Here is a 23,530-nt window from a genome sequence, read left to right as displayed (position 1 = left end):
CGAAGAGTTAAGCTTTCAGCGCTCTCTGGCGCACAGCTTCAAATAAGCAGACTCCAGTGGCAACCGACACGTTTAGCGAAGAAACAGTCCCCGCCATCGGAATGCTGATCAGCTCATCACAGTGTTCACGAGTTAAACGGCGCATACCTTCGCCTTCAGCTCCCATCACCAGCGCCATCGGGCCAGTCATCTTGCTCTGATACAGAGTGTGGTCCGCTTCACCCGCCGTGCCGACAATCCATACATTGTGCTCTTGCAGCACTCGCAGGGTACGCGCCAGATTCGTCACTTTAATCAATGGCACATTTTCCGCCGCGCCGCTGGCTACTTTTTTGGCGATGGCATTGAGCTGTGCGGAGCGATCCCGTGGCACAATAACCGCATGAACACCGGCGGCATCCGCGCTACGTAAGCAAGCGCCCAAATTATGTGGATCAGTGACACCATCCAGCACCAGCAGAAAAGGCATCTCCACACTTTTTAGCAAGGCCGGTAGATCATTTTCCTGATACTGACGCCCTTCACGTACCCGCGCCACGATCCCCTGATGCACCCCGCCCTCAACCTGCGCGTCCAGCCATTGGCGGTTGGCAACCTGAATCACTAAACCGGCAGCTTCCAGCTCCGCGATCAATGGCTGTAGGCGACGATCGTCACGACCTTTCAGAATAAAAACTTCCAGGAAACGTTGTGGGTCGTTGTCTAGCAAGGCTTTGACGGCGTGAATGCCGTAAATAATTTCGCTCATGATGCTCTTTTACATGTGTTGGCTGACAAGATAATTTGCCTGCCAATGATTAAATTAATGCGGGTGACCGAAGCCACCCGGCAACAGCAGCCATTACTGCTCGCTACTGGTTTTCTTCTTCGCGCGCTTAGCCTTGGTGGCGGCGGCAATTTTTTTCGTCTTAGCGGAGGCTCTTTTCGCTTTCGCTTTGGCTTTTTTCTCAGCGATCGCTTTGTCGTCCAAAGTTGCAGCGGCATCTACCGGACGGAAAGCACTATCTGGCTCGAAATTCACGGGCTTTTTAGCGCGACGAGGCCGTTTTTGCCCAGCCGCCGCCGGGGCGTGATCCCCCGTTGGTGCACGATCACGACGCGGCGCACCGGATGAACTGCCACGACCGCCACGATTTGAGGAGGTATCGCGCATACTACGTTGACCATCAGCTCTCTTCGCCTTATCACGGGCGGTTTTGCCCTCACCACGCGGCTTACGCGCACTGGAAACCAGAGCAAAATCAATTTTGCGCTCATCCATATGCACCGCTTCCACGCGAATTTCCACGGTATCACCCAAGCGGTAAACCATACCGGAGGATTCACCGATCAACCGTTGGCCGATATTGTCATAACGATAGTAGTCATTGTCGAGACTGGAAACATGCACCAAACCATCAATAAACAGATCGTCGAGGCGCACAAAGAAGCCAAAGCCGGTGACACTGGCGATAATACCGGTGAACTCTTTGCCCACCTGATCCTGCATGAAGTCGCACTTCAGCCAGTCTGCTACATTGCGGGTGGCTTCATCCGCGCGGCGTTCAGTCATTGAGCAGTGTTCGCCCAATTGCAGCATCTCTTCGTACTCACTGTGCCAGCCACCGGTCGGTGTCCAGCGCTCTTTCACATTGCCTTGCTCTTTGGCCAGTTGGTACTTGATAGCCCGATGCATCGCCAAATCAGGATAGCGACGAATTGGTGAGGTGAAGTGACCATAGGAGGCCAGCGCCAGGCCAAAGTGACCGCGGTTTTCCGGATCGTAAATCGCTTGTTTCATCGAGCGCAGCAACATGGTTTGCAGCATCTCATGATCCGGACGATCAGCGACTTCATCCATCAGCACCGCATAGTCTTTCGGCTCAGGTTTCAGGCCACCACCGAGTGTCAGACCCAGCTCATTGAGCACGCTACGCAGCGCTGAGATATGGTCGTCACTTGGGCGGTCATGCACACGGAACAGGGCCGGCTCGTTATGTTTTTCCACAAAACGCGCGGCGGCGATATTCGCCGAAATCATGCACTCTTCAATCAGCTTATGCGCGTCATTACGCACGGTCGACTCGATGCGTTCAATGCGTCGGTCGGCGTTGAAAATAAACTTGGCTTCTTCGGTTTCGAACGCAATACCGCCACGTTCGGCACGGGCCTGATCCATCGCCTTGTACATGGTATGCAGTTCTAACAGGTGCGGCACCAGCGGCTTATATTGCTCACGCAGTGACTCTTCACCATCAATAATGCGCCACACTTTGGTATAGGTCAGACGCGCATGGGAGCTCATTACCGCTTCGTAGAACTTATAAGACGAAAGCTTACCCTGTGAGGAGATGGTCATCTCGCACACCATACACAGGCGATCGACCTGCGGATTCAGAGAGCAAAGGCCGTTTGACAGCACTTCCGGCAGCATTGGAACCACTTGCGACGGGAAGTAGACTGAGTTACCACGGCTACGGGCTTCATCATCCAGTGCTGTGCGCGGGCGCACATAGTAGCTGACATCCGCAATAGCAACCCATAAACGCCAGCCGCCGCCGCGTTTTTTCTCGCAATACACGGCGTCATCAAAGTCACGGGCATCTTCGCCATCAATGGTGACCAATGGCAGGTTGCGTAAATCCACCCGCCCTTTTTTCGCCTCTTCCGGCACTTGTTCTTTCAGGTCTGCGACCTGTTTTTCCACCTGAGGCGGCCAAGTGTGCGGGATCTCATGGGTGCGCAGCGCGATATCCACCGCCATGCTGGTGCCCATGTTCTCACCAAGAACTTCAACAATCTTACCTACTGCTTTGGTACGACGAGTTGGGCGTTGGGTCAACTCGACCACCACCATATAGCCCATGCGTGCGCCGTTGATAGCCTCCGGCGGGATCAGAATATCGAAACTCAAACGACCATCATCAGGTACAACAAAGCCCGTGCCCGCATCGGTAAAGTAGCGACCAACGATTTGGCTGGTTTTCGGCACCAGTACCCGCACGATACGCGCTTCACGGCGGCCTTTGCGATCAGCGCCAACGGCTTGGGCCAATACCACATCGCCATGAATTGCGGTTTTCATCTGCTCCGCAGAGAGATAGAGATCGTCTTTGCTGCCTTCAACCCGTAAAAAACCGAAACCATCACGGTGACCAATAACAGTGCCGCGTAATAAGTCCAGGCGCTCCGGCAAGGCGTAGCACTGGCGGCGGGTGAAGATTAACTGCCCATCACGCTCCATCGCGCGCAGGCGGCGACGCAGAGCCTCTAAAGCCTCTTCGCCGCTGAGATTAAGTTCGTTGGCCAGCTCTTCACGGCTGGCAGGTGTTTCGCGCTTTGCGAGATGAGCCAAAATGAATTCCCGGCTAGGGATTGGTGACTCATATTTCTCTGCTTCTCGTTCCAAGAATGGATCTTGTGACATTGCGGCTCCTCCGTTGTCAGCAGCAGGTTGTATCCCCTTTAGACTTAAAGTTGCAGGGGGTTGGCTGCACCTTGCAAATTTATTGGGCATACACATGTTTTATTATAAAAACTATTCAACAAGTAATAGCTTATAGAGCGGGGTATTATCTTGGACCATGTCAGCCAAAGTATAGTTATCCAGCTCGTTAAGGAAACTCTGTACCGCCTGATTAAGCACTTGTTTCAGACGGCAAGCGGGTGTTATGTGGCAAAAATCGCTACTGCAATTTACCAAAGAGAGTGGCTCAAGCTGGCGCACAACATCACCAATTCGAATCTGTTCGGCAGGTTTTCCCAACCGTATTCCACCGTTTTTACCCCGCACCGCCGTTACCAACCCGACACGGCTCAACTGATTGATTATTTTAACCATATGATTGCGAGACACGCCATAGACCTCAGTTACCTGAGTAATGTTAGTCATTTGGCCTTCAGGTAGCGAGGCCATATAAGTAAGCGCCCGCAAACCATAATCAGTAAAACTTGTTAACTGCACGTATACCCCTGAGTATCAGTTTACCCGGCTTAAACCCATCTAAGATGACACATTGTTGATCGGTCATAAGTGTGATTCTAGGTGCTATTTAGAAAACTTATACTTTGGATGATAAACCAGCCATAAAGCTTGCGACTAATCATTTAGGTGACGGGTGGTTTTTTTGATGTAAAACGGCATATTGGAGGCAATTTCAGCATAGATTTTATACCCAAACTCATTGGTGTTGCCGGCAAGCAGCAAATGCAAGAGGGGGATAAACAATAAAGCCGGACGCAAGCCCGGCTATTACTTCAAACACGCACATCTGAATGCTGATTTTTGGCGATAAGCCAATTAATCATAAATTATGCATCAAATGGGTCGCGCAAGATCATGGTTTCGTCACGATCAGGCCCGGTAGAGATGATATCAACCGGAACGCCTGTCAGCGCTTCTACACGTGCGATGTAGTTTAGGGCTGCCTGTGGCAACTTGCTGTGTTCTTTCACACCAAAGGTGGTTTCTGACCAGCCTGGCATGGTTTCATAGATTGGCTCAATACCTTCCCAGCCTTCAGCTGCCAGCGGGGTCGTATCCACTTCGCGGCCATCTGGCATGCGGTAGCCAACACAGAGCTTCACTTCTTTCAGGCCATCCAGCACGTCCAGTTTGGTCATGCAGAAGCCAGACAAGGAGTTGATCTGCACAGCACGGCGCACAGCAACGATATCCAACCAGCCAGTACGACGACTACGACCCGTGGTCGCGCCATATTCGTTACCTTGCTTACGCAGGAATTCGCCTGTTTCGTCGTTCAGCTCAGTCGGGAATGGACCTGCACCGACACGAGTAGAGTAAGCTTTAACGATACCCAGCACATAATCAACATAACGTGGACCCAGGCCAGAACCTGTCGCTACGCCACCAGCAGTGGTGTTAGATGAGGTCACGTACGGATAAGTACCGTGGTCGATGTCCAGCAAGGTGCCTTGTGCGCCTTCGAACATCATGAAATCGCCACGCTTGCGGGCACTATCTAGCAATTCAGAGACGTCAACGACCATGGCGGTCAGAATATCGGCGATAGCCAATACATCATCCAGCACAGTTTGGTAGTCTACCGCGTCTACTTTGTAGTAATGCACCAACTGGAAGTTGTGGTAATCCACAATTTCTTTCAGCTTGATAGCGAAGGTCTCTTTGTTGAACAAATCACCTACACGCAGGCCGCGGCGGGCAACTTTATCTTCATAGGCGGGACCGATACCACGACCGGTAGTACCGATAGCTTTTGCACCACGTGCTTTTTCACGCGCATTATCCAGAGCCACATGATAAGGCAGGATTAATGGGCATGCTTCGGAGAGTAACAGTCGCTCACGTACAGGCACACCGCGCGCTTCAAGTTCTGTCATCTCTTTCATTAAAGCGTCAGGCGCCAGTACTACACCGTTGCCGATGATGCTGGTTACGTTTTCACGCAGAATACCTGAGGGAATTAAATGAAGAACGGTTTTCTCACCGTTGATAACCAAAGTATGGCCAGCGTTGTGACCACCTTGATAGCGCACAACATATTTAGCCCGTTCAGTCAGCAGGTCAACGACCTTGCCCTTACCTTCGTCACCCCATTGGGTGCCCAGTACGACGACGTTCTTACCCATCTCAAAAATCACCAGGTTGCTTAAAAAAGGATTCTAACATCTCATACCGCGGCTTTCAGTACTTTTTAACACATAACTGAACAATTTTTGTGCTTACATTTAGCCACCCATGCGGCTACGCAACATGTAGTAGATAACAACGCCCGCAACCACTAATCCTCCACCAAAACGGCGTAAAGTGGCATCAGGTAATTGAGTCATCGCCTGGATCATTTTGCGCCAGGCTTTCGGATAAAGCATCGGGCCTAGTCCTTCCAGCACCAAAACCAGCGCCAATGCTAACAAAATGGTTGAATTCATCATCTGTCTCAAAAGATAAAAAATGGCTCAAATCGGGATAGGGGCTGATCTCACAACCAGCCTCCTCCCACACCACCGTACATACGGGTCCGTATACGGCGGTTCGGTTATGTTGATCGTCGCCTTCCTATAACTCTGGCAGGCCCAGTCTGACGAACAGGTTATTGGGAAGTGCTATGTTCAGCGCCGGGCTACAGCTCACCCGCCACTGTTTATGGCAACTTCCCACCGTCTGCGCCGAGAGGTCTTTGCTAACCCCGCGATTGTGCAGCTCTTTATAACGCTTGCCGCCCGTTTTCCACTGTTTCCAGAGGACACTCCGCAGCCTGCGCCTTATCCACCCGTTCAGCTCTCTTATCAGCGATGGCCACTCGTTCAGCCTGTAGTAGCTTTTCCAGCCCGTCATATATCGCTTTAACGGCTCGATTAGCTGCTCCAGGCTTCTGCCCGTGTTACGTCCCGTCAGTTCCCTTATCCGCGTTTTGAACCGCTTCACCGATCCCGGCGACACCACGCACCACACTTTCCTGCCCCTTATGAAGCTGTAACCCAGGAACTTACGCGACTCCGGATGCGCCACTGCGCTCTTCTTCGCATTCACCTTCAGCTTCAGTTTACGGCTCAGCCAGTGCGTCAGCCCCGCCATCACACGATTGCCTGCACGTTCGCTTTTCACATACACATTACAGTCGTCTGCATAACGGGCGAACTTCAGGCCGCGTTTCTCCAGTTCCTTATCGAAGTCATCCAGCAGCAGATTCGATAACAACGGCGACAGCGAGCCGCCCTGCGGCGTCCCTTCTGTCACCGGCCTTACCAGACCGGCTTCCATCACGCCTGCATTCAGGAACCTGCGGATAAGTGACAGCACCCGTTTATCCGACACCCGTTTCGCTATCCGGCTCATCAGTACATCGTGGTTCACCCGGTCGAAGAACTTCTCCAGATCGAGATCGACCACCCAGTGATACCCGGACCCAATATATTCATGAGCCTGTTTCACAGCCTGATGGGCAGAGCGCCCGGGGCGGAACCCGTAGCTGCTGTCGCTGAACGACGCATCCCACTGCATCTGCAACACCTGCATCATCGCCTGCTGGATAAAACGATCCACCACCGTCGGGATACCCAGCAGACGTTCGCCGCCGCAGGGTTTCGGGATGGTCACTCTTCTTACAGGGGATGGGCGATAGCTGCCGGACAGCAGTTGCGCTTTCAGTTCGGGCCAGTGGTGTTTCAGGTACTCCGGCAGTTCGCTTACGCTCATGCCGTCGGCTCCCGCCGCACCTTTATTGGCCTTCACTCTTTTCAGGGCTTGCCTGAGATTGACGGGTTCACAGATGGCTTCCATCAGCCACGCTGTTGACGACGGACTTTCTCTGGTCGTCGGTGCCTGCCCGGTTTCAGCCCCCCGGGAACCGGCGTCCGGGGCTTCACCCCTTCTTCGGGCTTCAGGGCCGCGATGCGTTTTCTGCTGCATGACCGTTCAGAACCTCCGCTGATACTCGTCACTCATTACCGTTCGGGCCTTCAGACGTCACGTCCTACTATGCCCTCTGCTGACTCCTGTCCACCGGTCAGCGCACCTTACGATGCACTCAGTTCTGAATACAGAACGCCGGACAGGCCTCCCGGGGTAAGCTCAGCCGCTTTCACCACACACCTGCCCAATCTACCACCCCGGCTCTTGATGGTTATGGCCTTCGCAATCACATGCTTGCTCCGCCAGTCGGGTAGGCCTTATATCGGGTTTCTGTCCGTCAGGTCATGGTTTTGCTCCACGCTTCCTTCAGACCCCGCCTCACGACGACGCCCTTGCGCTTCACTAGTCCTTCGCCACCATCAGGCTGGACAGGGGACTTTCACCCCCGAGCTGCTGAGCATGCCCGGCACACATAGAAAAGGCCCGCGTGAACGGGCCTTACTGTTTCGGTCAAAACGCGCTGTAACGACAGCCGTTATGGACGTTTACTGGAGTTATCCGGGGATCTCATGTAGCGGAAGAAATCACTGTCCGGGCTAAGCACCATCACATCATTGCCGCTGTTGAAGCTGTTTTCATACGCGCGCAAGCTACGGATGAAGGCATAGAAGTCTGGATCTTTGCTGAATGCATCAGCAAACAGACGAGCCGCTTCTGCATCACCGCCGCCGCGAGTAATACGCGCCTGACGTTCTGCTTCTGCCAGCGTACGGGTCACTTCATAGTCAGCTGTTGCACGCAACTTCTCGGCTTCTTCCTGACCTTGTGAACGGTGACGACGGGCTACCGCCTCACGTTCAGCACGCATACGCTGGAAGATTGCATCAGAGACTTCAGCCGGTAAGTTGATTTGCTTGATTCGCACGTCAACCACTTCGATACCCAGTGCCGCCATACTGTTCGGGTTAACCGCTGGCTGTTTGCCACGGGTTTCCTGTTCAACACGGGCCGCAGCCGAAGCAATCGCATCATCCGCTTCAGTGGTGACAGCTTCATCATCAACACTACCGGTATTCAGCGCATCACGCACATCTGAAGTCAGACGACCGCGTGAGTCAGTTACGATGTCGCGGACATTCAGGCGACCAATTTCAGAACGCAAACGGTCACTGAATTTACGTTTCAACAGCACTTCAGCCTGAGACACATCACCACCACCGGTGGCCAGATAGTAACGGCTGAAATCACTGATACGCCATTTCAGGTAGGAGTCAACAATCAGGTCTTTCTTTTCGTTAGTCACGAAACGGTCAGCCTGGTTATCCATGGTCTGAATACGAGCATCCAACGTCTTCACTGTTTCGATAAATGGTATCTTGAAGTGCAGGCCCGGTGCATACACCAGCGGCTTGTTATCACTATCACGCAATACCTTACCAAAGCGCAGCACGATCCCGCGCTGACCTTCTTGCACCACAAACAGCGAAGCGTAGAGTGCGACTAACACCACAACGACGATAAGTAAAATAGACTTACGCATTGGTTATTCTCTCCCTACGCGAGTGGAAGTATCACGCTGAGCATTCGCTCGGCGCTGATCCATGATAGAGCCACTGGTTGAGCTTGAATTACTTGCACCAGACTCTTGGCTGCTATTAGCAGAGGAAGGCGGATTCAAACGAAACAGGCTGGTGTCTTTGTTGCCATCCGCTTTATCTGCGCCTTGACCGCGCAGCATTTGATCCAATGGCAGCACCATCAGACTGTTGCCTTTATCATTAGCCAGCACTTTGCGAGTTTTGCCCAGAACCTTCTCCATGGTTTCTATATATAGACGCTCACGGGTAATTTCTGGTGCAGCCTTATACTCAGGCAGCAACTTGGCAAAACCAGCTACCTCACCTTGCGCTTCCAACACCTTACGTGCGGCATAAGCACGAGCATCTTCTAACAGACGCTGCGCCTGACCATTAGCACGTGGCTGGACTTCGTTGGTGTAGGCCTCCGCTTCACGAATATATTGCTGTTCGTTTTCACGGGCGGCAATTGCATCATCAAATGCCGCTTTAACTTCTTCCGGCGGACGTGCAGCCTGGAAGTTAACGTCCAGCAGCGTTATACCCATGTTGTACGGACGAATAGTCTCTTCCAGTACACGCTGAGTATCGCTACGAACAATGGTACGGCCTTCGGTGAGAATTTTGTCCATGGTGTATTTACCAATAACACCACGCACTGCGCTGTCTGTTGCCTGACGCAGACTATCATCCGGATTCGTCACGCTAAACAGATAAGCGGCCGGGTCAGTCACGCGATACTGTACGTTCATCTCGATGCGAACCACGTTCTCATCGGAGGTCAGCATGACGCCAGAAGCGGCCAATTCACGTACTGACTCAACGTTAACTGGGGTCACTTCATCGATAAAGGTCGGTTTCCAGTTCAAACCAGGCTGCACGATGTGGCTTAATTTACCCAAGCGAGTCACAACACCGCGCTCGGCTTCTTTAATTGTATAGAAACCACTGGCCGCCCAGATAACCACAACCGCAACTACCGCGATACCCACAATACGGCCACTGAAACCGGGGCCTTGTGTCGCGCCGTTGTTGCCATTACCGCTTCCGCCACCTTTGCCACCGAGACTACTCAGTTTTTTGCTCAGTTTACGGAAGATATCATCCAGATCAGGCGGCCCTTGGTCACGGCCACCTTTATTATTGTTATTTCCGCCAGAGTTGCCGCCATTATTATTGCTGCTCCCCCACGGATCGCGGTCCTGTCCGTTATTACCGGGCTGATTCCACGCCATGTTTTAGCTCCATTCTTCTATGATTGGTTTTCTTCAGGCCAAGAGCACATGCCAAAGACGCTGGCTCTTAATTTCACAAGAAAGATCTGATAATCAATGAGTTTGAATATAACTGATCAATTCTTGTTCTTGTTTACAGAGACGACGCCAATCCACGATAGGCATTCTTACCACCATACCGACGTTCCCGTCCTCATCTATCCACTCTTTTTCAATTGCCTGAAGCTGGTAAAAACGGCTACGTAGACGACCTGCCTGAGGCGGCAAACGCAATTCATAGTGTGCGATCTCACCTGAAAGGCGCTCCGTCAACGCTTGAAAGAGCAACGGGATCCCTGCGCCGGTTTGAGCTGAAAGCCAAACTCTGACTGGCAGATTGTCTTCGTTGCGATCAATTCGCGGGACAAAATCATCCAACAAATCAATTTTATTCATTACTAATAATGTAGGTATTTCATCGGCCTCTATTTCTGCCAAAACAGCATCGACGGCGGCCATATTCTCAGTTACCCGAGGATCTGCTGCATCGATAATGTGTAACAGTAATGAAGCCTGCCGCGTTTCTTGTAATGTCGCTTTAAAAGCAGCAACCAGATCGTGCGGCAGATGCCGGATAAAACCTACCGTATCCGCCAATACTGTATCACCCACATCAGCCACATTAATACGGCGTAATGTTGGATCCAGCGTGGCAAATAGTTGGTCAGCCGCATAAACATCAGCTGCCGTAATTTTGTTAAACAGGCTGGATTTACCGGCGTTGGTATATCCCACCAAGGATACTGTCGGAATATCAGCACGGGTACGCGCACGCCGCCCTTGCTCACGCTGCTTGGCCACACGCTCTAAACGACTTAAAATCAAAGTGATACGGTCGCGTAATAGACGGCGGTCAGTCTCCAACTGGGTTTCACCTGGCCCTCTTAGGCCAATCCCCCCCTTTTGACGCTCAAGATGCGTCCAGCCACGAACCAAACGGGTCGCGATATGACGCAATTGCGCTAACTCGACCTGTAATTTACCTTCGTGGGTACGGGCCCGTTGGGCAAAAATATCTAAAATTAGTCCAGTACGATCAATGACTCGACACTCACACAATCGCTCAAGATTTCGCTCTTGCGCTGCGGATAGAGCATGATCAAACAGGACAACAGACGCGCCACTGGCTTTCACCGCGTCAGCAATTTCTACGGCCTTTCCTTCGCCAACAAAGTACTTAGGGTGTGGTGCTTTGCGACTACCTGTCACAATTTGCAAAGCCTCTACGCCCGCAGAAGATACCAACGCTTCGAATTCACGCAGATCTTCTGAGTTTTTGTCTTGCGAGAAATAGATATGGACCAGTACGGCCTGCTCACCGGCTTCATAGCGGTCAAACAAACGTGCAACCTCTCAAACGGATCAAAACCGCTAGTGCGGAGAACATAAGCCCGAATCCGTTGCTTATGTTCCCCGTCATGGTCGACCAACAATGCGCTTTATTCAGCGTCATCGCTATCCTGCTGCGGCTGTTGCGGCGCAGACGGATTACTACCATGATAATTATTGGTGCTACCACTCGGACTATTGCTGTGATGCGAAACCGGGCGGGAAGGCACTACAGTAGAGATGGCATGTTTATAAACCATCTGGCTGACTGTGTTTTTTAACAGAATGACAAACTGATCAAAAGACTCAACTTGGCCCTGCAGTTTAATGCCATTCACTAAATAAATAGAAACCGGAACACGTTCACGACGCAATGCGTTCAGGAACGGATCTTGCAAAGATTGCCCCTTAGCCATTCTATGTTTTCCTTATTTGCTTGTTGTTTTTAACTAAGAACCTATCGGCTCAAAAATAAACTGCGTAAAAAAAATCCGCGCGTTGAGTACTAATCAATTGTACACAATCATTCAACCTATGCACTAACAACCTGTATTACAGAGTCTAAAGCCTCTCCCGGCTTATCACTGTCGAGCCACTGAACTGAACTCCAGCCCCGCAACCAGGTTATTTGGCGCTTTGCCAGTTGACGTGTCGCACAAACTCCGCGGTAAACCATTTCGTTGTAATCAATCTCACCGGACAGATAAGACCACATCTGCCGGTATCCCACACAACGAATGGCAGGCAAATCCGTATGCAAGTCACCGCGGTCAAAAAGCGCCCTAGCCTCTGCTTCAAACCCTGCCTCCAACATCTGATGAAAACGTAATTCAATCCGCTGGTGCAGAAGCTCCCGGCTAACAGGCGCAATCGCAAATTGGTGAACCCGATAAGGTAAGGATTCACCCGAAATTTTAGTCAGTTCCGTTAAAGTTTTACCTGAAATAAAAAAAACTTCCAGTGCTCTAGAGAGCCGTTGGGGATCATTAGGATGAATTCGCGCCGCCGAGACAGGATCGATATCAGCCAATTGCTGGTGCAATGCTTCCCAACCTAGTTCCGCGGCCTGCTCTTCAATACGCTGGCGTATTTGCGGATCAGCAGAGGGTAACGGCGATAACCCCTCCAATAGCGCTTTAAAGTACAACATCGTCCCCCCCACCAGCAGCGGAATTCGCCCGGCGGCGGTAATGTCGGCCATCTCTTGGAGTGCATCTTTACGGAAATCAGCGGCTGAGTAGGATTCGGCCGGGTCACGGATATCAATCAGGCGATGTGGCGCTAACGCCAGCTCTTCGGCACTGGGCTTAGCCGTGCCGATATCCATGCCACGATAGATCAGGGCAGAGTCGACGCTGATTAACTCCACAGGTAGCCGCTGTCTCAGCGCAATTGAGAGCGCTGTTTTACCTGAAGCGGTAGGCCCCATAACAAAGATTGCCGGTGGACGGTCTCTATTTTCAATATCATTCATGAGTCAGGGTTGCCAATGCAGCCTTTATATCAATAGGTTGTAATAGCCCGGCAGGGGGTGATTGCACCAACTGCGGACAAAGACGCTCAACGTCCGTCAATAACTGTATCGCTTGAGACACATTCCATACCTCATGTTCACTGCCAAGGTGGCGGGCAAGCCATGTGGCCAAAGCATCTGGCGATATCTCTTCATGCTGCGACAGATAGCCTAACAGTTCCGGTATCAGTTTTTGTAAATTTTGTTGGCGTAATGGTAAAGATACTGCACGTAAGGTCGCTCTTCCCTGTTCGACAGCCAGCTCTATCCCCATCGTCACCAACAACGCCTGATGGCGCTGACAGGCAGCGGCCTCAATTTTATCTAATGTCAGTTTTAATGGGATGAGTAACGGCTGAGGGCGCAGCCCCTCAGGGGGCGGATTCAACTGAGCTTGTTTTAGCCAACGTTCGGCCACCTTCAGTGCCAATAATGCTACCCCTTGCTTATATTCAATCAGAGCATAGCAAGGTGGCAATACCGTTAACACCCGACCAAAACTGTAATGATCGCCCTGAAGAGGGGCGTCAGCGGAGGTTTGGCGTGGTAGTGGTGGTAACGGTGGCGCAACTGCCGGTGTGCGCGGCTCTGCTGGATGAGTCACCGCAGCCGGTTGCACCAGTTGCCGATATAACTCACCTTGCTGTTTTTGGTAAGGTTGGCCGGCGCTATAACCCGGAGCCGCCTGTTCACGTACCGGTGATACCCGTTCAGGGGGCGCTCTTCGCTCTGCTGGATGGGCTTGCGTCGGTTCCGGTTGCGCATATTTATTCACCCCTGCCGCCACGCGGTTTTCTGGCTGCCAACGTGGTGCTTCTATCTCTTCGCCATCGTCATTGACGTTCAAAATTGGGGTCGCGGTTTGTTGTAAAACCGTCGTCACGGCTTGATAGATAAAGTCATGCACCAGACGCGCCTGATGGAAGCGCACCTCATGTTTAGCCGGATGCACGTTGACATCCACCTGATGGGGGTCAATATCCAGATACAAAACATAAGCTGGCTGCTGGTCGTCCTTGAGTAAATCCTGATAGGCCTGACGGATAGCATGGTTGATCAGCCGGTCGCGCATCATGCGGTTGTTTACGTAACAATACTGCATTTCACCTAGGGTGCGGCTCGCCGCTGGGTCCGCCACCCAACCACGGATGGTTAAATCACCATGCTGCCAAGAGACTGCCAGTGCATGCTGCAAAAACGCCAGGCCACAGATACTCGCCAGGCGGCGCTCATGGTGCGAAGGATCAGTGGCCGCGCGGTACTGGCGCATTAATTTACCGTTATGACTCAAATTGATAGCCACATCAAAGCGCGCCAACGCAATGCGCCGCACCACTTCATCAATGTGACCAAACTCGGTTTTTTCGGTGCGCATAAATTTGCGGCGGGCGGGCGTATTGTAAAACAGATCCAGCACTTCAAGGGTGCTACCCACCGGATGCGCGGCCGGTTTGATGGTCACCGCCATATCGCGACCCTCCGCGTAAGCCTGCCAGGCTTCATTTTGCTCGGCAGTCCGTGACGTCAGAATTAGGCGGGAGACTGAGCTAATGCTGGCCAGTGCTTCACCGCGAAAGCCCATACTGAGGATGGCCTCCAGATCCTCCAGCGAGCTTATTTTACTGGTGGCATGGCGCGCCAATGCAAGCGCCAAGTCCTCTTTGTTAATCCCACAGCCGTTATCACGGATGCGAATGAGTTTCACCCCACCGCGCTCAATATCAATATCAATCCGCGTCGCCCCCGCATCCAGACTGTTCTCTACCAACTCTTTCACTACCGATGCAGGCCGCTCTACCACTTCACCTGCGGCAATTTGGTTAGCGAGCTGTGGAGGTAGAATCTGAATCGGCATAGCAGTTCCTTTCGCTTATGACTGTGGGATCGTGAGGGTCTGCCCAAGTTGGACGTTGCCTGACTTTATCTTATTCGCCCGCTCAATCTCGCTCATCGACACACCGTATCGGGCGGCAATGGCGGACAGCGTATCGCCACGTTTTACCTGATGCTTAACCGGCTGACTTTTACTCGGCTTCGCTTTAGCTGACGCGGTGGCTTTTGGCGTGACTGCCACTACCGCACTGCCAGAGGCGGGAACTTTCAACCGCTGCCCGACCCAGACCACATCATTTTTCAGCGTATTACTCTGCCGCAACAGCGCCATACTGACACCATATTGACTGGCAATGCCGGATAAAGTTTCGCCACGCTGCACTTTATGGATCTGGCTTTTACCCGTCGCAACCGGTTTAGCGGCAGATACCCTGCCGCTTTGCGCATTACTGATGACGGGATCCGGCTGATTAACACTTGAGCGTTGTGAAGATGAATCAACCGCCGCTGTTTCTATTAGCGGACGGTTTTCGACCTTTGGGTCGGCTTGTAGCGGATGCGCGAGGAAATAACTACGCAAGCCTTTATAAATGGCTTGCGCAATCTTCTCCTGATACGCGCTACTGCCAAGCAGCCGCTCCTCCGTGCTATTACTGATAAAGCCGGTTTCCACTAACAACGACGGAATATCCGGTGAACGTAGCACCCCAAGACTTGCATGCTCAGGGCGACTTTTATGAATATCGCCAATGGTTTGCAGCTCGCGCAGCACTTTGGTGGCGACGTCATACCCCACCCGCTGGGAGTGCCCAAATTGCAGATCCAGCACCGCTTGACTCAAATAGGGGTCAGATGCGGTATTGGCTAACACATCACCTGCGCCACCCAGCAGCTCGGACTGTTTCTCATGCTGCTCTAGCCAGCTCCCCATCTCACTGTTGGCGCGACGGTTAGAGAGCACCCAGACCGAAGCCCCGGTGGCACTGCGGTTAGGTGCTGCATCGGCATGGATGGAAACCAGCACGTTAGCGCTCTGTTTCCGCGCCACGTCAGAGCGGCCCATCACCGAAATAAAGTAGTCGCCATTGCGGGTCAAAACCGGTTTAAACATCGGGTCGCTGTTAAGCAGCGCTTCCAGCCGGCGGGAGATGGCAATAGTGACATTTTTCTCTTTCAGACCATTTTGCCCAATAGCGCCGGGGTCCTGCCCCCCGTGCCCCGCATCAATAGCCACCACCACACGATCACTGCTTGCGACACGGGCGGTTTTAATTGGGCGGGCAGTATTCGTGGTTGTGCTTTCGCTGCTCACCACCACCGTCGGCTTATTATTAAACGGATTTTTCGCCACTGAAGTGGTGTTGGAATTAGTTATCCGTGGAGGGGGAGTCGAATTCGTCGCCTGTGACGTCAATCGCCCCGCATTAGGGCTAGGTGTATTGGTCTGGCTCAACACCTGCGGCTGACGAGTGGGGGCGCTATCCGTGGCCGTCATGGTGATGACAACCGTGTAATTATTGCCCGACTGCTGAGTAACGGCGCGAGTTTTCACTTTTTGCGTCAGTTCCAGTACCAGGCGGGTGCTTTGCTCATCTTTCGGGGTACTGGATCGAATCCTTTTCAGCAGATTCTGCCCACTAAACTCAAGCGGTAAGCCGGAAAGATTGCCGCTTTGGCGGACATCCAACACCACACGTTCTGGCCCGCTTAAAGAGAAAAAGGCGTAGATCGGTTTGCCATCAAAACTGAGCGTAACCCTGCTCTCAGTTGGGCCATTATTGACCTTAATATCTGTTAGTTTCATCGCGAATGCTGAAGGCAGGGCCAATAACCCCAACACAACTAGCACTACCGCGGCCAATGCGCGTTTCCCGCGGTTAAGCCGCGACCGGCTAATAAATTTTGTTAAGCCATGCATCATTATCAAATTATCCTTGCACAGCAGCTAAACGGCGCAATACATCCGCACCCGCATCAGAAATCGCTATCAGACGAGCTTCACGCCCCTCGTCCTGATAAGCCAAATGCAGCTCAACATCCGCCTGAGGCAGGAACCCAGCCCCTTGCTGCGGCCACTCCACCAGACAAATTGCCTGTTTATCGAAATAGTCGCGAATCCCCATAAACTCCAGCTCTTCAGGGTCAGCCAGGCGATAGAGGTCAAAATGGTAAACTGGCCTTGGAGTCAGCGCATAAGGTTCAACTAAGGTATAAGTGGGGCTTTTAACATGCCCAAGGTGGCCAAGGGCCTGAAGGAAGCCACGGCTAAAAGTCGTTTTTCCGGCTCCCAGATCGCCGAAGAGATAAATAACGCTGGCACCATTGAAGGCATGGGCCAAAGTGGCCCCTAATGCAACGGTCGCTGCCTCATCAGGCAAAGGTAAAACGAGTTCTTTCATTCTGTGATATCTATCTTGCTAACTCAGGATTAACGTACTTCGGAATAACTGACAGCAAATCTGTGGCCAGTAAACCCCGGGTGCCTTGAACTTCAGCTAGTTTGTCTGCGGCAACGCCATGCACAACACAACCCGCGCAGGCAGCATCATACAGCACCAGCTTTTGTGCTATCAAACTACCAATAATGCCGGACAGAATATCCCCCATACCACCGGAGGCCATACCCGCATTGCCAACATCAGCAATCGCCATCTCGCCCTGTTCACTGGCAATCAGAGTACCAGCCCCTTTCAATACCACCACACCACCATATTGTTTAGCGATGTTACGGGCGGAAAGTAAGCGGTCACTCTCAATATCAGCGACGCGGCAACCAAGCAGACGGGCAGCTTCCCCAGGATGAGGGGTCAATACCCGATTCTGACGCTTCAGCGGATTTAATGCCAGTAAGTTGAGCGCATCTGCGTCCCATAATGCTGGTTTATCACTTTGTTGCAATAAATTCAGCGCATTCTTGCCCCAGTCAGATTGCCCCAACCCCGGCCCGACGACCAACACATCGGCCCAGCGAATACTTTGCTTGAGGGCTTCATCGGTTAATTCCTGCACCATCAGCTCAGGGCGAGCGGCCAGAATCGGCGCCACATGTTCAATGTGAGTGAGTACTCGCACTAGCCCAGCACCGCTACGCAGGGCAGCTTCACCCGCCATCCGAATCGCGCCTCCCAGGCCTTTATCACCACCGACCAATAACAGTCGCCCATGCTCCCCTTTATGGGCGCAGGGGCGGCGCGGTTTGAGCCATTGCGGCAGATGCTCAGCGGTCAAACGCTCAATTTGCACCGGTTGCGCGGCGAGCCATTGCGCCAATCCCAAATCATTGCAGTGTAAATGCCCCACCCAATCACGGGCCTGCCCGGTGAGCAAGCCGGGTTTTAGCGCAACAAAGGTCAGGGTGTGGTCCGCACGAATGACTGAACCGGGGGCGGCACCGCTATCGGCGCTGAGTCCTGAGGGAATATCCAAGGCAATCTTCGCCGCCCGATGGCGGTTTGCGGTATCAATAAGAGTCGCATAAACGCCTTGCGGCGCAGCGCGTAGGCCAATGCCCAACAGACCATCGATAATTAAATCGATATGTGGCGACCATGATACATCAGGCTGGTTAATAACACCCCCTGCCGCTAGCCACTGGGATTGGGCCTGATGCGCCTCGGCGGGCAGTGGACGATTGCCCGGGCAGGCGATGAGTGTCACATTCAAACCCGCCGCTAATGCGCGGCTAGCCACAATATAACCATCGCCGCCGTTATTACCATGACCACATAAAATTAGCCAATGACGTGCGGCTGGGTACTGTTTACGCGCCAGTTGAAACGCCGCATCACCGGCTCTGACCATCAGATCAAATAGGCTCAGGGAGAGGTGTGCGGCGGCGATAACCTCATTCTGACGCACCCAGTCCGCAGAAAAAACAGAGTGTGGTAAACTAACCCCGATTTGTTTCTTACTATGGTCCGTCATGGCACACCCCCTCGATTTGAATCAATTAGCCCAACATATCAAGCAATGGGGGCAATCGCTAGGTTTCCAGCAAGTTGGTATTTGCGATACTGATTTGTCTGCGGAAGAGCCGCGTTTGCAGGCATGGCTTGATAAACAATATCATGGCGAAATGGCTTGGATGGCCCGCCATGGAATGTTGCGCGCCCGGCCTCATGAGCTATTGCCAGGTACATTACGGGTGATCAGCGTGCGAATGAATTATCTGCCTGCCAAGGCGGCATTTGCCAGCACATTGAAAGATTCATCGTTAGGTTATGTGAGCCGTTACGCATTAGGCCGTGACTACCATAAATTATTGCGCCAACGGCTAAAAAAATTGGGTGACCAGATCCAGAGCTATTGCCTTGAGCAGCAAGCGATAAATTTCCGTCCGTTTGTCGATTCCGCTCCGATAATGGAGCGCTCACTGGCAGCTAAAGCGGGGATTGGTTGGGTTGGTAAGCACTCACTAATTTTAAATCGTGATGCTGGCTCCTGGTTCTTTCTCGGCGAGTTGCTAATTGATCTGCCGCTACCCGTCGATAAGCCGCAAGAAGAGCAATGTGGCCGCTGTGTCGCCTGCATGACTACCTGCCCGACAGGGGCTATCGTTGCTCCCTATACCGTTGATGCGCGCCGCTGTATCTCTTATCTGACCATTGAGTTGGAAGGGGCGATACCTGAAGAGTTTCGTCCACTGATGGGCAATCGTATTTATGGCTGTGATGATTGCCAGTTGATCTGCCCTTGGAACCGCTTCTCCCAATTAACTGATGAAGAAGATTTTAGCCCGCGTGCCGTGCTGCATACGCCAAAGTTACTGGATTTATTTGCCTGGAATGAAGAGAAATTTTTGCGGGTAACGGAAGGTTCTGCCATCCGGCGTATTGGTCACTTGCGCTGGTTACGTAATATAGCGGTCGCGCTGGGGAATGCGCCCTATCTCGACACTATTGTGTTGGCACTGGAGGCGCGCCGAGGTATACACCCGATGCTAGATGAACATATTGATTGGGCAATATCACAACAATTGAAAAAACGGTCTACACTGATTGTGGATCTCCAATCACCACAGAAAAAACGGCTGGTGAGGGCCATTGAAAAAGGCCTGCCACGCGACGCCTGATCCCCCTAAATAACCTGAAACTAAGTACGGTTAGGTATTGCTGTTTTTTTATTATTTCTGTAATAAATAAGCTCGGACTTTTCCTGTGCATAAAAATAAAAACACCTTGGCAATCAAGCGCAAAAAAAAGCACAAGTGATCGGCATAACGTTTTCATATAAAAATATGTTCAGCTAAATCAAATAGATAGAAAACAGGAAATAGAATCGCTTAAATTATAAGCTGGATATAAAAAGAACAGAAATTGTGGATAACTCTGTTGAAGAAGTTAATACATTGTGTGTAGAGCACGGTGCAGCGCATGACATGGCTGTGGATAATTAATTTAAGATTGAATAAAAATTTTGGAGCGGGAAACGAGACTCGAACTCGCGACCCCGACCTTGGCAAGGTCGTGCTCTACCAACTGAGCTATTCCCGCATTGAGATGCTTTTGCACCCTGCTGTTATGACAGCATTTGACATTTACTTTAAGAAAAACGGCACTAAGAGAGAGAAAAATTTGGAGCGGGAAACGAGACTCGAACTCGCGACCCCGACCTTGGCAAGGTCGTGCTCTACCAACTGAGCTATTCCCGCATCACTTTTATTTCTTTCTACTGCACTGCTTCTCTGTTACTACCCATTTCTTCATTACTGAAAGAAATTGGAGCGGGAAACGAGACTCGAACTCGCGACCCCGACCTTGGCAAGGTCGTGCTCTACCAACTGAGCTATTCCCGCTCGGGATACTATATTTTCGATACTGAATCTGTCTGCGCAGGCTTGCGAATTCTTCATCGGTACGGGGTGCGCATTATACGAGAAATCCGTTTTGCCGCAAGCCCCTGAAAGCAAAAAAATCATTTTTTAGTTTAAGTGCTGATTAAAACAGCAATGTGATGTTTTTACCAGCACCGGTTAATTAAGATTGGATAAAGTGCTCGCGATAGTAGGCCAGCTCTGCCACCGACTCACGAATGTCATCCAGTGCTTGATGGGTGTTCTGCTTCTTAAAACCAGCCAGAATTTCAGGTTTCCAGCGGCGCGCCAACTCTTTTAACGTGCTGACATCCAGATAGCGGTAATGGAAATAGGCTTCAAGCTCCGGCATGTAGCGGAACAGGAAGCGGCGGTCTTGACCCACGCTGTTGCCACAAATCGGTGAAACACCTGCCGGTACCCACTGCTTCAGGAATTCAATGGTTTGCAGCTCAGCATCATGGTCACTGAATGGGCTGGCTTTAACCCGCTCAACCAAACCACTGCCGGTGTGAGTACGTACATTCCACTCATCCATTAGCCCAAGCTGCTCATCCGTTTGATGAACCGCCAGCACCGGGCCTTCTGCCAAGATATTAAGATTAGCATCGGTGACCAGGGTTGCGATCTCGATGATCCGATCTCGTTCAGGATCAAGACCGGTCATTTCCAGATCAATCCAGATCAAATTATTTTGGTTCTCTGCCATTTTATTTCCTGCCTGTTAACGGGTGAGTCGACCGAACAAAGGGTTAATTGATAAAATTATGTGTATCATAGCCCTTTTGGTCGCAACCAGCGATATATGCGAAATCAAGTGAGGTACAGTGAGTAAGAATAAACTGTCCAAAGGTCAACAACGCCGTGTGCAGGCGAACCATCAGCGCCGGCTACGCACTGATAGAAAACCTGAGTTAGATGACTCTCAGCTTGGCGATGCGCAAGAAGGTATCGTAATCAGCCGTTTCGGTCAGCATGCCGATGTTGAAGCCGCCGATGGCGTTCAACACCGTTGTAATATCCGCCGCACCATCAAGTCACTAGTGACCGGTGACCGTGTGGTCTGGCGCCCCGGTCTGCAAGCGCAGGAAGGTGTGCGGGTTAAAGGTATTGTCGAAGCCGTGCATGAACGGACCTCGGTTCTGACGCGCCCTGATCTTTATGATGGCGTGAAACCGATCGCCGCCAATATCAACCAGATCGTGATCGTATCGGCGATCTTACCTGAACTTTCCCTTAATATTATCGATCGCTATCTGGTGGCCTGCGAAACACTGGATGTCGAGCCATTAATCGTGCTGAATAAGATCGATTTACTGGATGCCGATGGGCGTAAATTCGTTGATGGCATGATGGATATTTACCGTCGCATTGGCTACAACGTGCTCGAAGTCTCTAGCCAAACCCGTGAAGGGATGGAGGCCTTTGAGCAGGCCCTGGCTGGGCGCATCAGTATCTTTGCCGGTCAGTCTGGTGTGGGTAAATCCAGCCTGTTAAATGCCCTGTTGCCACCAACGGATAACGAAATTTTGGTGAATACCGTTTCGGATAACTCCGGTCTGGGCCAGCACACCACTACCGCTGCTCGCTTATATCATTTCCAGCATGGCGGCGATGTGATTGATTCACCGGGGGTGCGTGAATTTGGCCTCTGGCATCTAGCTCCGGAACAAATCACCCAAGGATTTGTCGAATTCCGTGATTACCTCGGTCATTGCAAATTCCGTGATTGCAGCCATACCAATGATCCTGGCTGTGCGCTGCGTGAAGCGGTGGAACAAGGCAAAATTGCCGAAGAGCGCTTTGATAATTATCATCGGATTCTGGAAAGTATGGAGCAGGCGAAACCTCGCAAGACATCAGATAGCGACGAGAAATGATGTTTTAATCGCGGGTCTCCCCTGTAGTACCGATAACCCAAAATAATTGGTGTTGCTGCTAACAGTGCGGCAACACCAAGTAAAAGCGTACTTATCTAATGAGGTCGACGTGCTAGACAGTATCAAAATCAGATTACAATATTTGCTCCCAAAACAGGGCCTAACCCGTTTGGCTGGCTGGGGTGCCGATAAACAGGGCGGCGGGTTGACTCAACTGGTGATCAAAGCCTTTGCCCGTTACTACAAAGTTAATATGAAAGAAGCGCAGGACCCTGAATTCTCCGCTTATCGCAGCTTTAACGAATTCTTTGTTCGCCCGCTACGGGCAGGTGTGCGCCCAATAGTGGCGGAAGATAACCTCTTGGCCCAACCGGCTGATGGCGCAATCAGCCAGTTAGGCGCGATTCGTGATGGGCAAATTCTGCAGGCCAAGGGCCACAACTACAGTCTGGAAGCTCTGTTGGCAGGTAACTATATGCTGGCCGCTGAGTTCCGCAATGGCCAGTTTGTGACCACCTATCTGGCCCCGAGTGACTACCATCGCGTACATATGCCGTGTGACGGTGTGTTACGTGAAATGATTTATGTGCCAGGCGACCTGTTCTCGGTCAATCCATTGACCGCAGCGAATGTGCCGAATCTGTTTGCCCGTAATGAGCGCGTGATCTGTATCTTTGATACTGATTTTGGCCCAATGGCGCAAATTTTGGTGGGTGCCACTATTGTTGGCAGCATAGAGACCGTCTGGGCTGGCACCATTACCCCACCTCGCGAGGGTGTTATCCGCCGCTGGACATACCCTCAAACAGGCACTGAGGGCGCGGTCGTACTGGAGAAAGGGCAAGAGATGGGCCGCTTTAAGTTAGGTTCTACGGTGATTAATCTGTTCGCTGAAGGCAAAGTGTACTTAGCGCCACAGTTAAACAGCGGCGCTATCACCCGCATGGGTGAAGTGTTGGCCGAAGCCGTCCCTACCACTCCGCCGTGCTAGTTTTCTGCT

Annotated in this window: 19 protein-coding genes and 3 tRNA genes; 3 read left to right on the top strand and 19 right to left on the bottom strand. The window is 51.8% G+C overall.

What is annotated here, in order from left to right; genetic code table 11:
* Positions 1-7: 7 nt before the first annotated feature.
* From rlmB to nnr, 15 genes are all read right to left on the bottom strand, one after another.
* Positions 8-748 (bottom strand): 23S rRNA (guanosine(2251)-2'-O)-methyltransferase RlmB, encoded by a 741-nt coding sequence (gene rlmB, locus HRK25_RS08325; protein ID WP_005279718.1) that lies wholly within the window; start codon positions 746-748, stop codon positions 8-10.
* Positions 749-841: 93 nt separating this feature from the next.
* Positions 842-3,406, bottom strand: coding sequence for a ribonuclease R (rnr, locus tag HRK25_RS08320; protein ID WP_005279720.1), 2,565 nt, complete (start codon positions 3,404-3,406; stop codon positions 842-844).
* A gap of 111 nt (positions 3,407-3,517) precedes the next feature.
* A complete protein-coding gene (gene nsrR / locus HRK25_RS08315) occupies positions 3,518-3,943 on the bottom strand; it encodes a nitric oxide-sensing transcriptional repressor NsrR (RefSeq protein WP_005279724.1) in 426 nt (141 codons plus the stop codon).
* A 347-nt stretch (positions 3,944-4,290) separates the two neighbouring features.
* Positions 4,291-5,589, bottom strand: coding sequence for an adenylosuccinate synthase (locus tag HRK25_RS08310; RefSeq protein ID WP_032899128.1), 1,299 nt, complete (start codon positions 5,587-5,589; stop codon positions 4,291-4,293).
* 99 nt (positions 5,590-5,688) lie between these two features.
* Positions 5,689-5,889: a DUF2065 domain-containing protein gene (locus HRK25_RS08305; RefSeq protein WP_032899129.1), complete on the bottom strand. Its 201-nt coding sequence runs from the start codon at positions 5,887-5,889 to the stop codon at positions 5,689-5,691.
* A 127-nt stretch (positions 5,890-6,016) separates the two neighbouring features.
* On the bottom strand, positions 6,017-7,369 hold the full coding sequence (gene ltrA / locus HRK25_RS08300) for a group II intron reverse transcriptase/maturase (RefSeq protein ID WP_173361767.1): 1,353 nt from the start codon (positions 7,367-7,369) through the stop codon (positions 6,017-6,019).
* A 478-nt stretch (positions 7,370-7,847) separates the two neighbouring features.
* Positions 7,848-8,852: a protease modulator HflC gene (hflC, locus tag HRK25_RS08295; protein ID WP_005275747.1), complete on the bottom strand. Its 1,005-nt coding sequence runs from the start codon at positions 8,850-8,852 to the stop codon at positions 7,848-7,850.
* Between the two features lie 3 nt (positions 8,853-8,855).
* Positions 8,856-10,124, bottom strand: coding sequence for an FtsH protease activity modulator HflK (hflK, locus tag HRK25_RS08290; protein ID WP_099460630.1), 1,269 nt, complete (start codon positions 10,122-10,124; stop codon positions 8,856-8,858).
* A gap of 93 nt (positions 10,125-10,217) precedes the next feature.
* Entirely contained in the window at positions 10,218-11,504 is a 1,287-nt protein-coding gene (gene hflX, locus HRK25_RS08285; protein WP_005275754.1) for a ribosome rescue GTPase HflX, read from the bottom strand.
* 98 nt (positions 11,505-11,602) lie between these two features.
* Positions 11,603-11,908 carry an RNA chaperone Hfq gene (gene hfq, locus HRK25_RS08280; protein ID WP_005275756.1) on the bottom strand — a complete coding sequence of 102 codons (306 nt, stop codon included), beginning with the start codon at positions 11,906-11,908 and terminating at the stop codon, positions 11,603-11,605.
* A gap of 116 nt (positions 11,909-12,024) precedes the next feature.
* Positions 12,025-12,966, bottom strand: a complete 942-nt coding sequence (miaA, locus tag HRK25_RS08275) for a tRNA (adenosine(37)-N6)-dimethylallyltransferase MiaA (protein WP_032898190.1) — start codon at positions 12,964-12,966, stop codon at positions 12,025-12,027.
* Positions 12,959-14,860, bottom strand: a complete 1,902-nt coding sequence (mutL, locus tag HRK25_RS08270) for a DNA mismatch repair endonuclease MutL (protein WP_005275760.1) — start codon at positions 14,858-14,860, stop codon at positions 12,959-12,961. Before mutL ends, miaA begins: the two co-directional genes overlap by 8 nt.
* A 15-nt stretch (positions 14,861-14,875) precedes the next feature.
* Positions 14,876-16,687 carry an N-acetylmuramoyl-L-alanine amidase AmiB gene (amiB, locus tag HRK25_RS08265; protein WP_032898205.1) on the bottom strand — a complete coding sequence of 604 codons (1,812 nt, stop codon included), beginning with the start codon at positions 16,685-16,687 and terminating at the stop codon, positions 14,876-14,878.
* A gap of 79 nt (positions 16,688-16,766) precedes the next feature.
* The gene (gene tsaE / locus HRK25_RS08260; RefSeq protein ID WP_004875470.1) at positions 16,767-17,237 is read right to left on the bottom strand and encodes a tRNA (adenosine(37)-N6)-threonylcarbamoyltransferase complex ATPase subunit type 1 TsaE; all 471 of its coding nucleotides are present in this window, start codon (positions 17,235-17,237) and stop codon (positions 16,767-16,769) included.
* A gap of 10 nt (positions 17,238-17,247) precedes the next feature.
* Positions 17,248-18,762 (bottom strand): bifunctional ADP-dependent NAD(P)H-hydrate dehydratase/NAD(P)H-hydrate epimerase, encoded by a 1,515-nt coding sequence (nnr, locus tag HRK25_RS08255; RefSeq protein ID WP_032898192.1) that lies wholly within the window; start codon positions 18,760-18,762, stop codon positions 17,248-17,250.
* On the opposite strand from nnr, the gene queG reads away from it, so the two are divergent.
* Complete coding sequence (gene queG / locus HRK25_RS08250) at positions 18,761-19,909, top strand: tRNA epoxyqueuosine(34) reductase QueG (protein ID WP_005275767.1); 1,149 nt, start codon at positions 18,761-18,763, stop codon at positions 19,907-19,909. The two genes, nnr and queG, sit on opposite strands and share 2 nt — an antisense overlap.
* A gap of 345 nt (positions 19,910-20,254) precedes the next feature.
* Here queG and HRK25_RS08245 read toward each other — a convergent pair.
* The 4 genes from HRK25_RS08245 to orn form a co-directional block, all read right to left on the bottom strand.
* Positions 20,255-20,330 (bottom strand) — tRNA-Gly (locus HRK25_RS08245).
* Between the two features lie 82 nt (positions 20,331-20,412).
* Positions 20,413-20,488: transfer RNA gene (locus tag HRK25_RS08240), tRNA-Gly, on the bottom strand.
* Positions 20,489-20,556: 68 nt separating this feature from the next.
* Positions 20,557-20,632, bottom strand: a tRNA-Gly gene (locus tag HRK25_RS08235).
* Positions 20,633-20,813: 181 nt separating this feature from the next.
* A complete protein-coding gene (gene orn, locus HRK25_RS08230; RefSeq protein WP_005275770.1) occupies positions 20,814-21,359 on the bottom strand; it encodes an oligoribonuclease in 546 nt (181 codons plus the stop codon).
* 118 nt (positions 21,360-21,477) lie between these two features.
* Between orn and rsgA the strand changes: the two genes are divergently transcribed.
* Together rsgA and asd are read left to right on the top strand one after the other, a co-directional pair.
* Entirely contained in the window at positions 21,478-22,530 is a 1,053-nt protein-coding gene (rsgA, locus tag HRK25_RS08225) for a small ribosomal subunit biogenesis GTPase RsgA (protein ID WP_005275771.1), read from the top strand.
* Positions 22,531-22,639: 109 nt separating this feature from the next.
* Positions 22,640-23,521: an archaetidylserine decarboxylase gene (asd, locus tag HRK25_RS08220; RefSeq protein ID WP_032898193.1), complete on the top strand. Its 882-nt coding sequence runs from the start codon at positions 22,640-22,642 to the stop codon at positions 23,519-23,521.
* Positions 23,522-23,530 lie beyond the last annotated feature (9 nt).

The sequence above is a fragment of the Yersinia bercovieri ATCC 43970 genome (assembly GCF_013282745.1).
GTDB lineage: Bacteria > Pseudomonadota > Gammaproteobacteria > Enterobacterales > Enterobacteriaceae > Yersinia > Yersinia bercovieri.
Note: the sequence above shows the minus strand (reverse complement) of the source record. Positions and strands in the feature narration are given on the sequence as shown.

Coding starts and splice junctions, on each gene's coding strand:
- hflK (WP_099460630.1), bottom strand. CDS start 10,124: ATGGCGTGGAATCAGCCCGGTAATAACGGACAGGACCGCGATCCGTGG.
- hflC (WP_005275747.1), bottom strand. CDS start 8,852: ATGCGTAAGTCTATTTTACTTATCGTCGTTGTGGTGTTAGTCGCACTC.
- tsaE (WP_004875470.1), bottom strand. CDS start 17,237: ATGAAAGAACTCGTTTTACCTTTGCCTGATGAGGCAGCGACCGTTGCA.
- HRK25_RS08305 (WP_032899129.1), bottom strand. CDS start 5,889: ATGAATTCAACCATTTTGTTAGCATTGGCGCTGGTTTTGGTGCTGGAA.
- hfq (WP_005275756.1), bottom strand. CDS start 11,908: ATGGCTAAGGGGCAATCTTTGCAAGATCCGTTCCTGAACGCATTGCGT.
- orn (WP_005275770.1), bottom strand. CDS start 21,359: ATGGCAGAGAACCAAAATAATTTGATCTGGATTGATCTGGAAATGACC.
- HRK25_RS08310 (WP_032899128.1), bottom strand. CDS start 5,589: ATGGGTAAGAACGTCGTCGTACTGGGCACCCAATGGGGTGACGAAGGT.
- nnr (WP_032898192.1), bottom strand. CDS start 18,762: ATGACGGACCATAGTAAGAAACAAATCGGGGTTAGTTTACCACACTCT.
- rnr (WP_005279720.1), bottom strand. CDS start 3,406: ATGTCACAAGATCCATTCTTGGAACGAGAAGCAGAGAAATATGAGTCA.
- rlmB (WP_005279718.1), bottom strand. CDS start 748: ATGAGCGAAATTATTTACGGCATTCACGCCGTCAAAGCCTTGCTAGAC.
- mutL (WP_005275760.1), bottom strand. CDS start 14,860: ATGCCGATTCAGATTCTACCTCCACAGCTCGCTAACCAAATTGCCGCA.
- queG (WP_005275767.1), top strand. CDS start 18,761: ATGGCACACCCCCTCGATTTGAATCAATTAGCCCAACATATCAAGCAA.
- miaA (WP_032898190.1), bottom strand. CDS start 12,966: ATGAATGATATTGAAAATAGAGACCGTCCACCGGCAATCTTTGTTATG.
- ltrA (WP_173361767.1), bottom strand. CDS start 7,369: ATGCAGCAGAAAACGCATCGCGGCCCTGAAGCCCGAAGAAGGGGTGAA.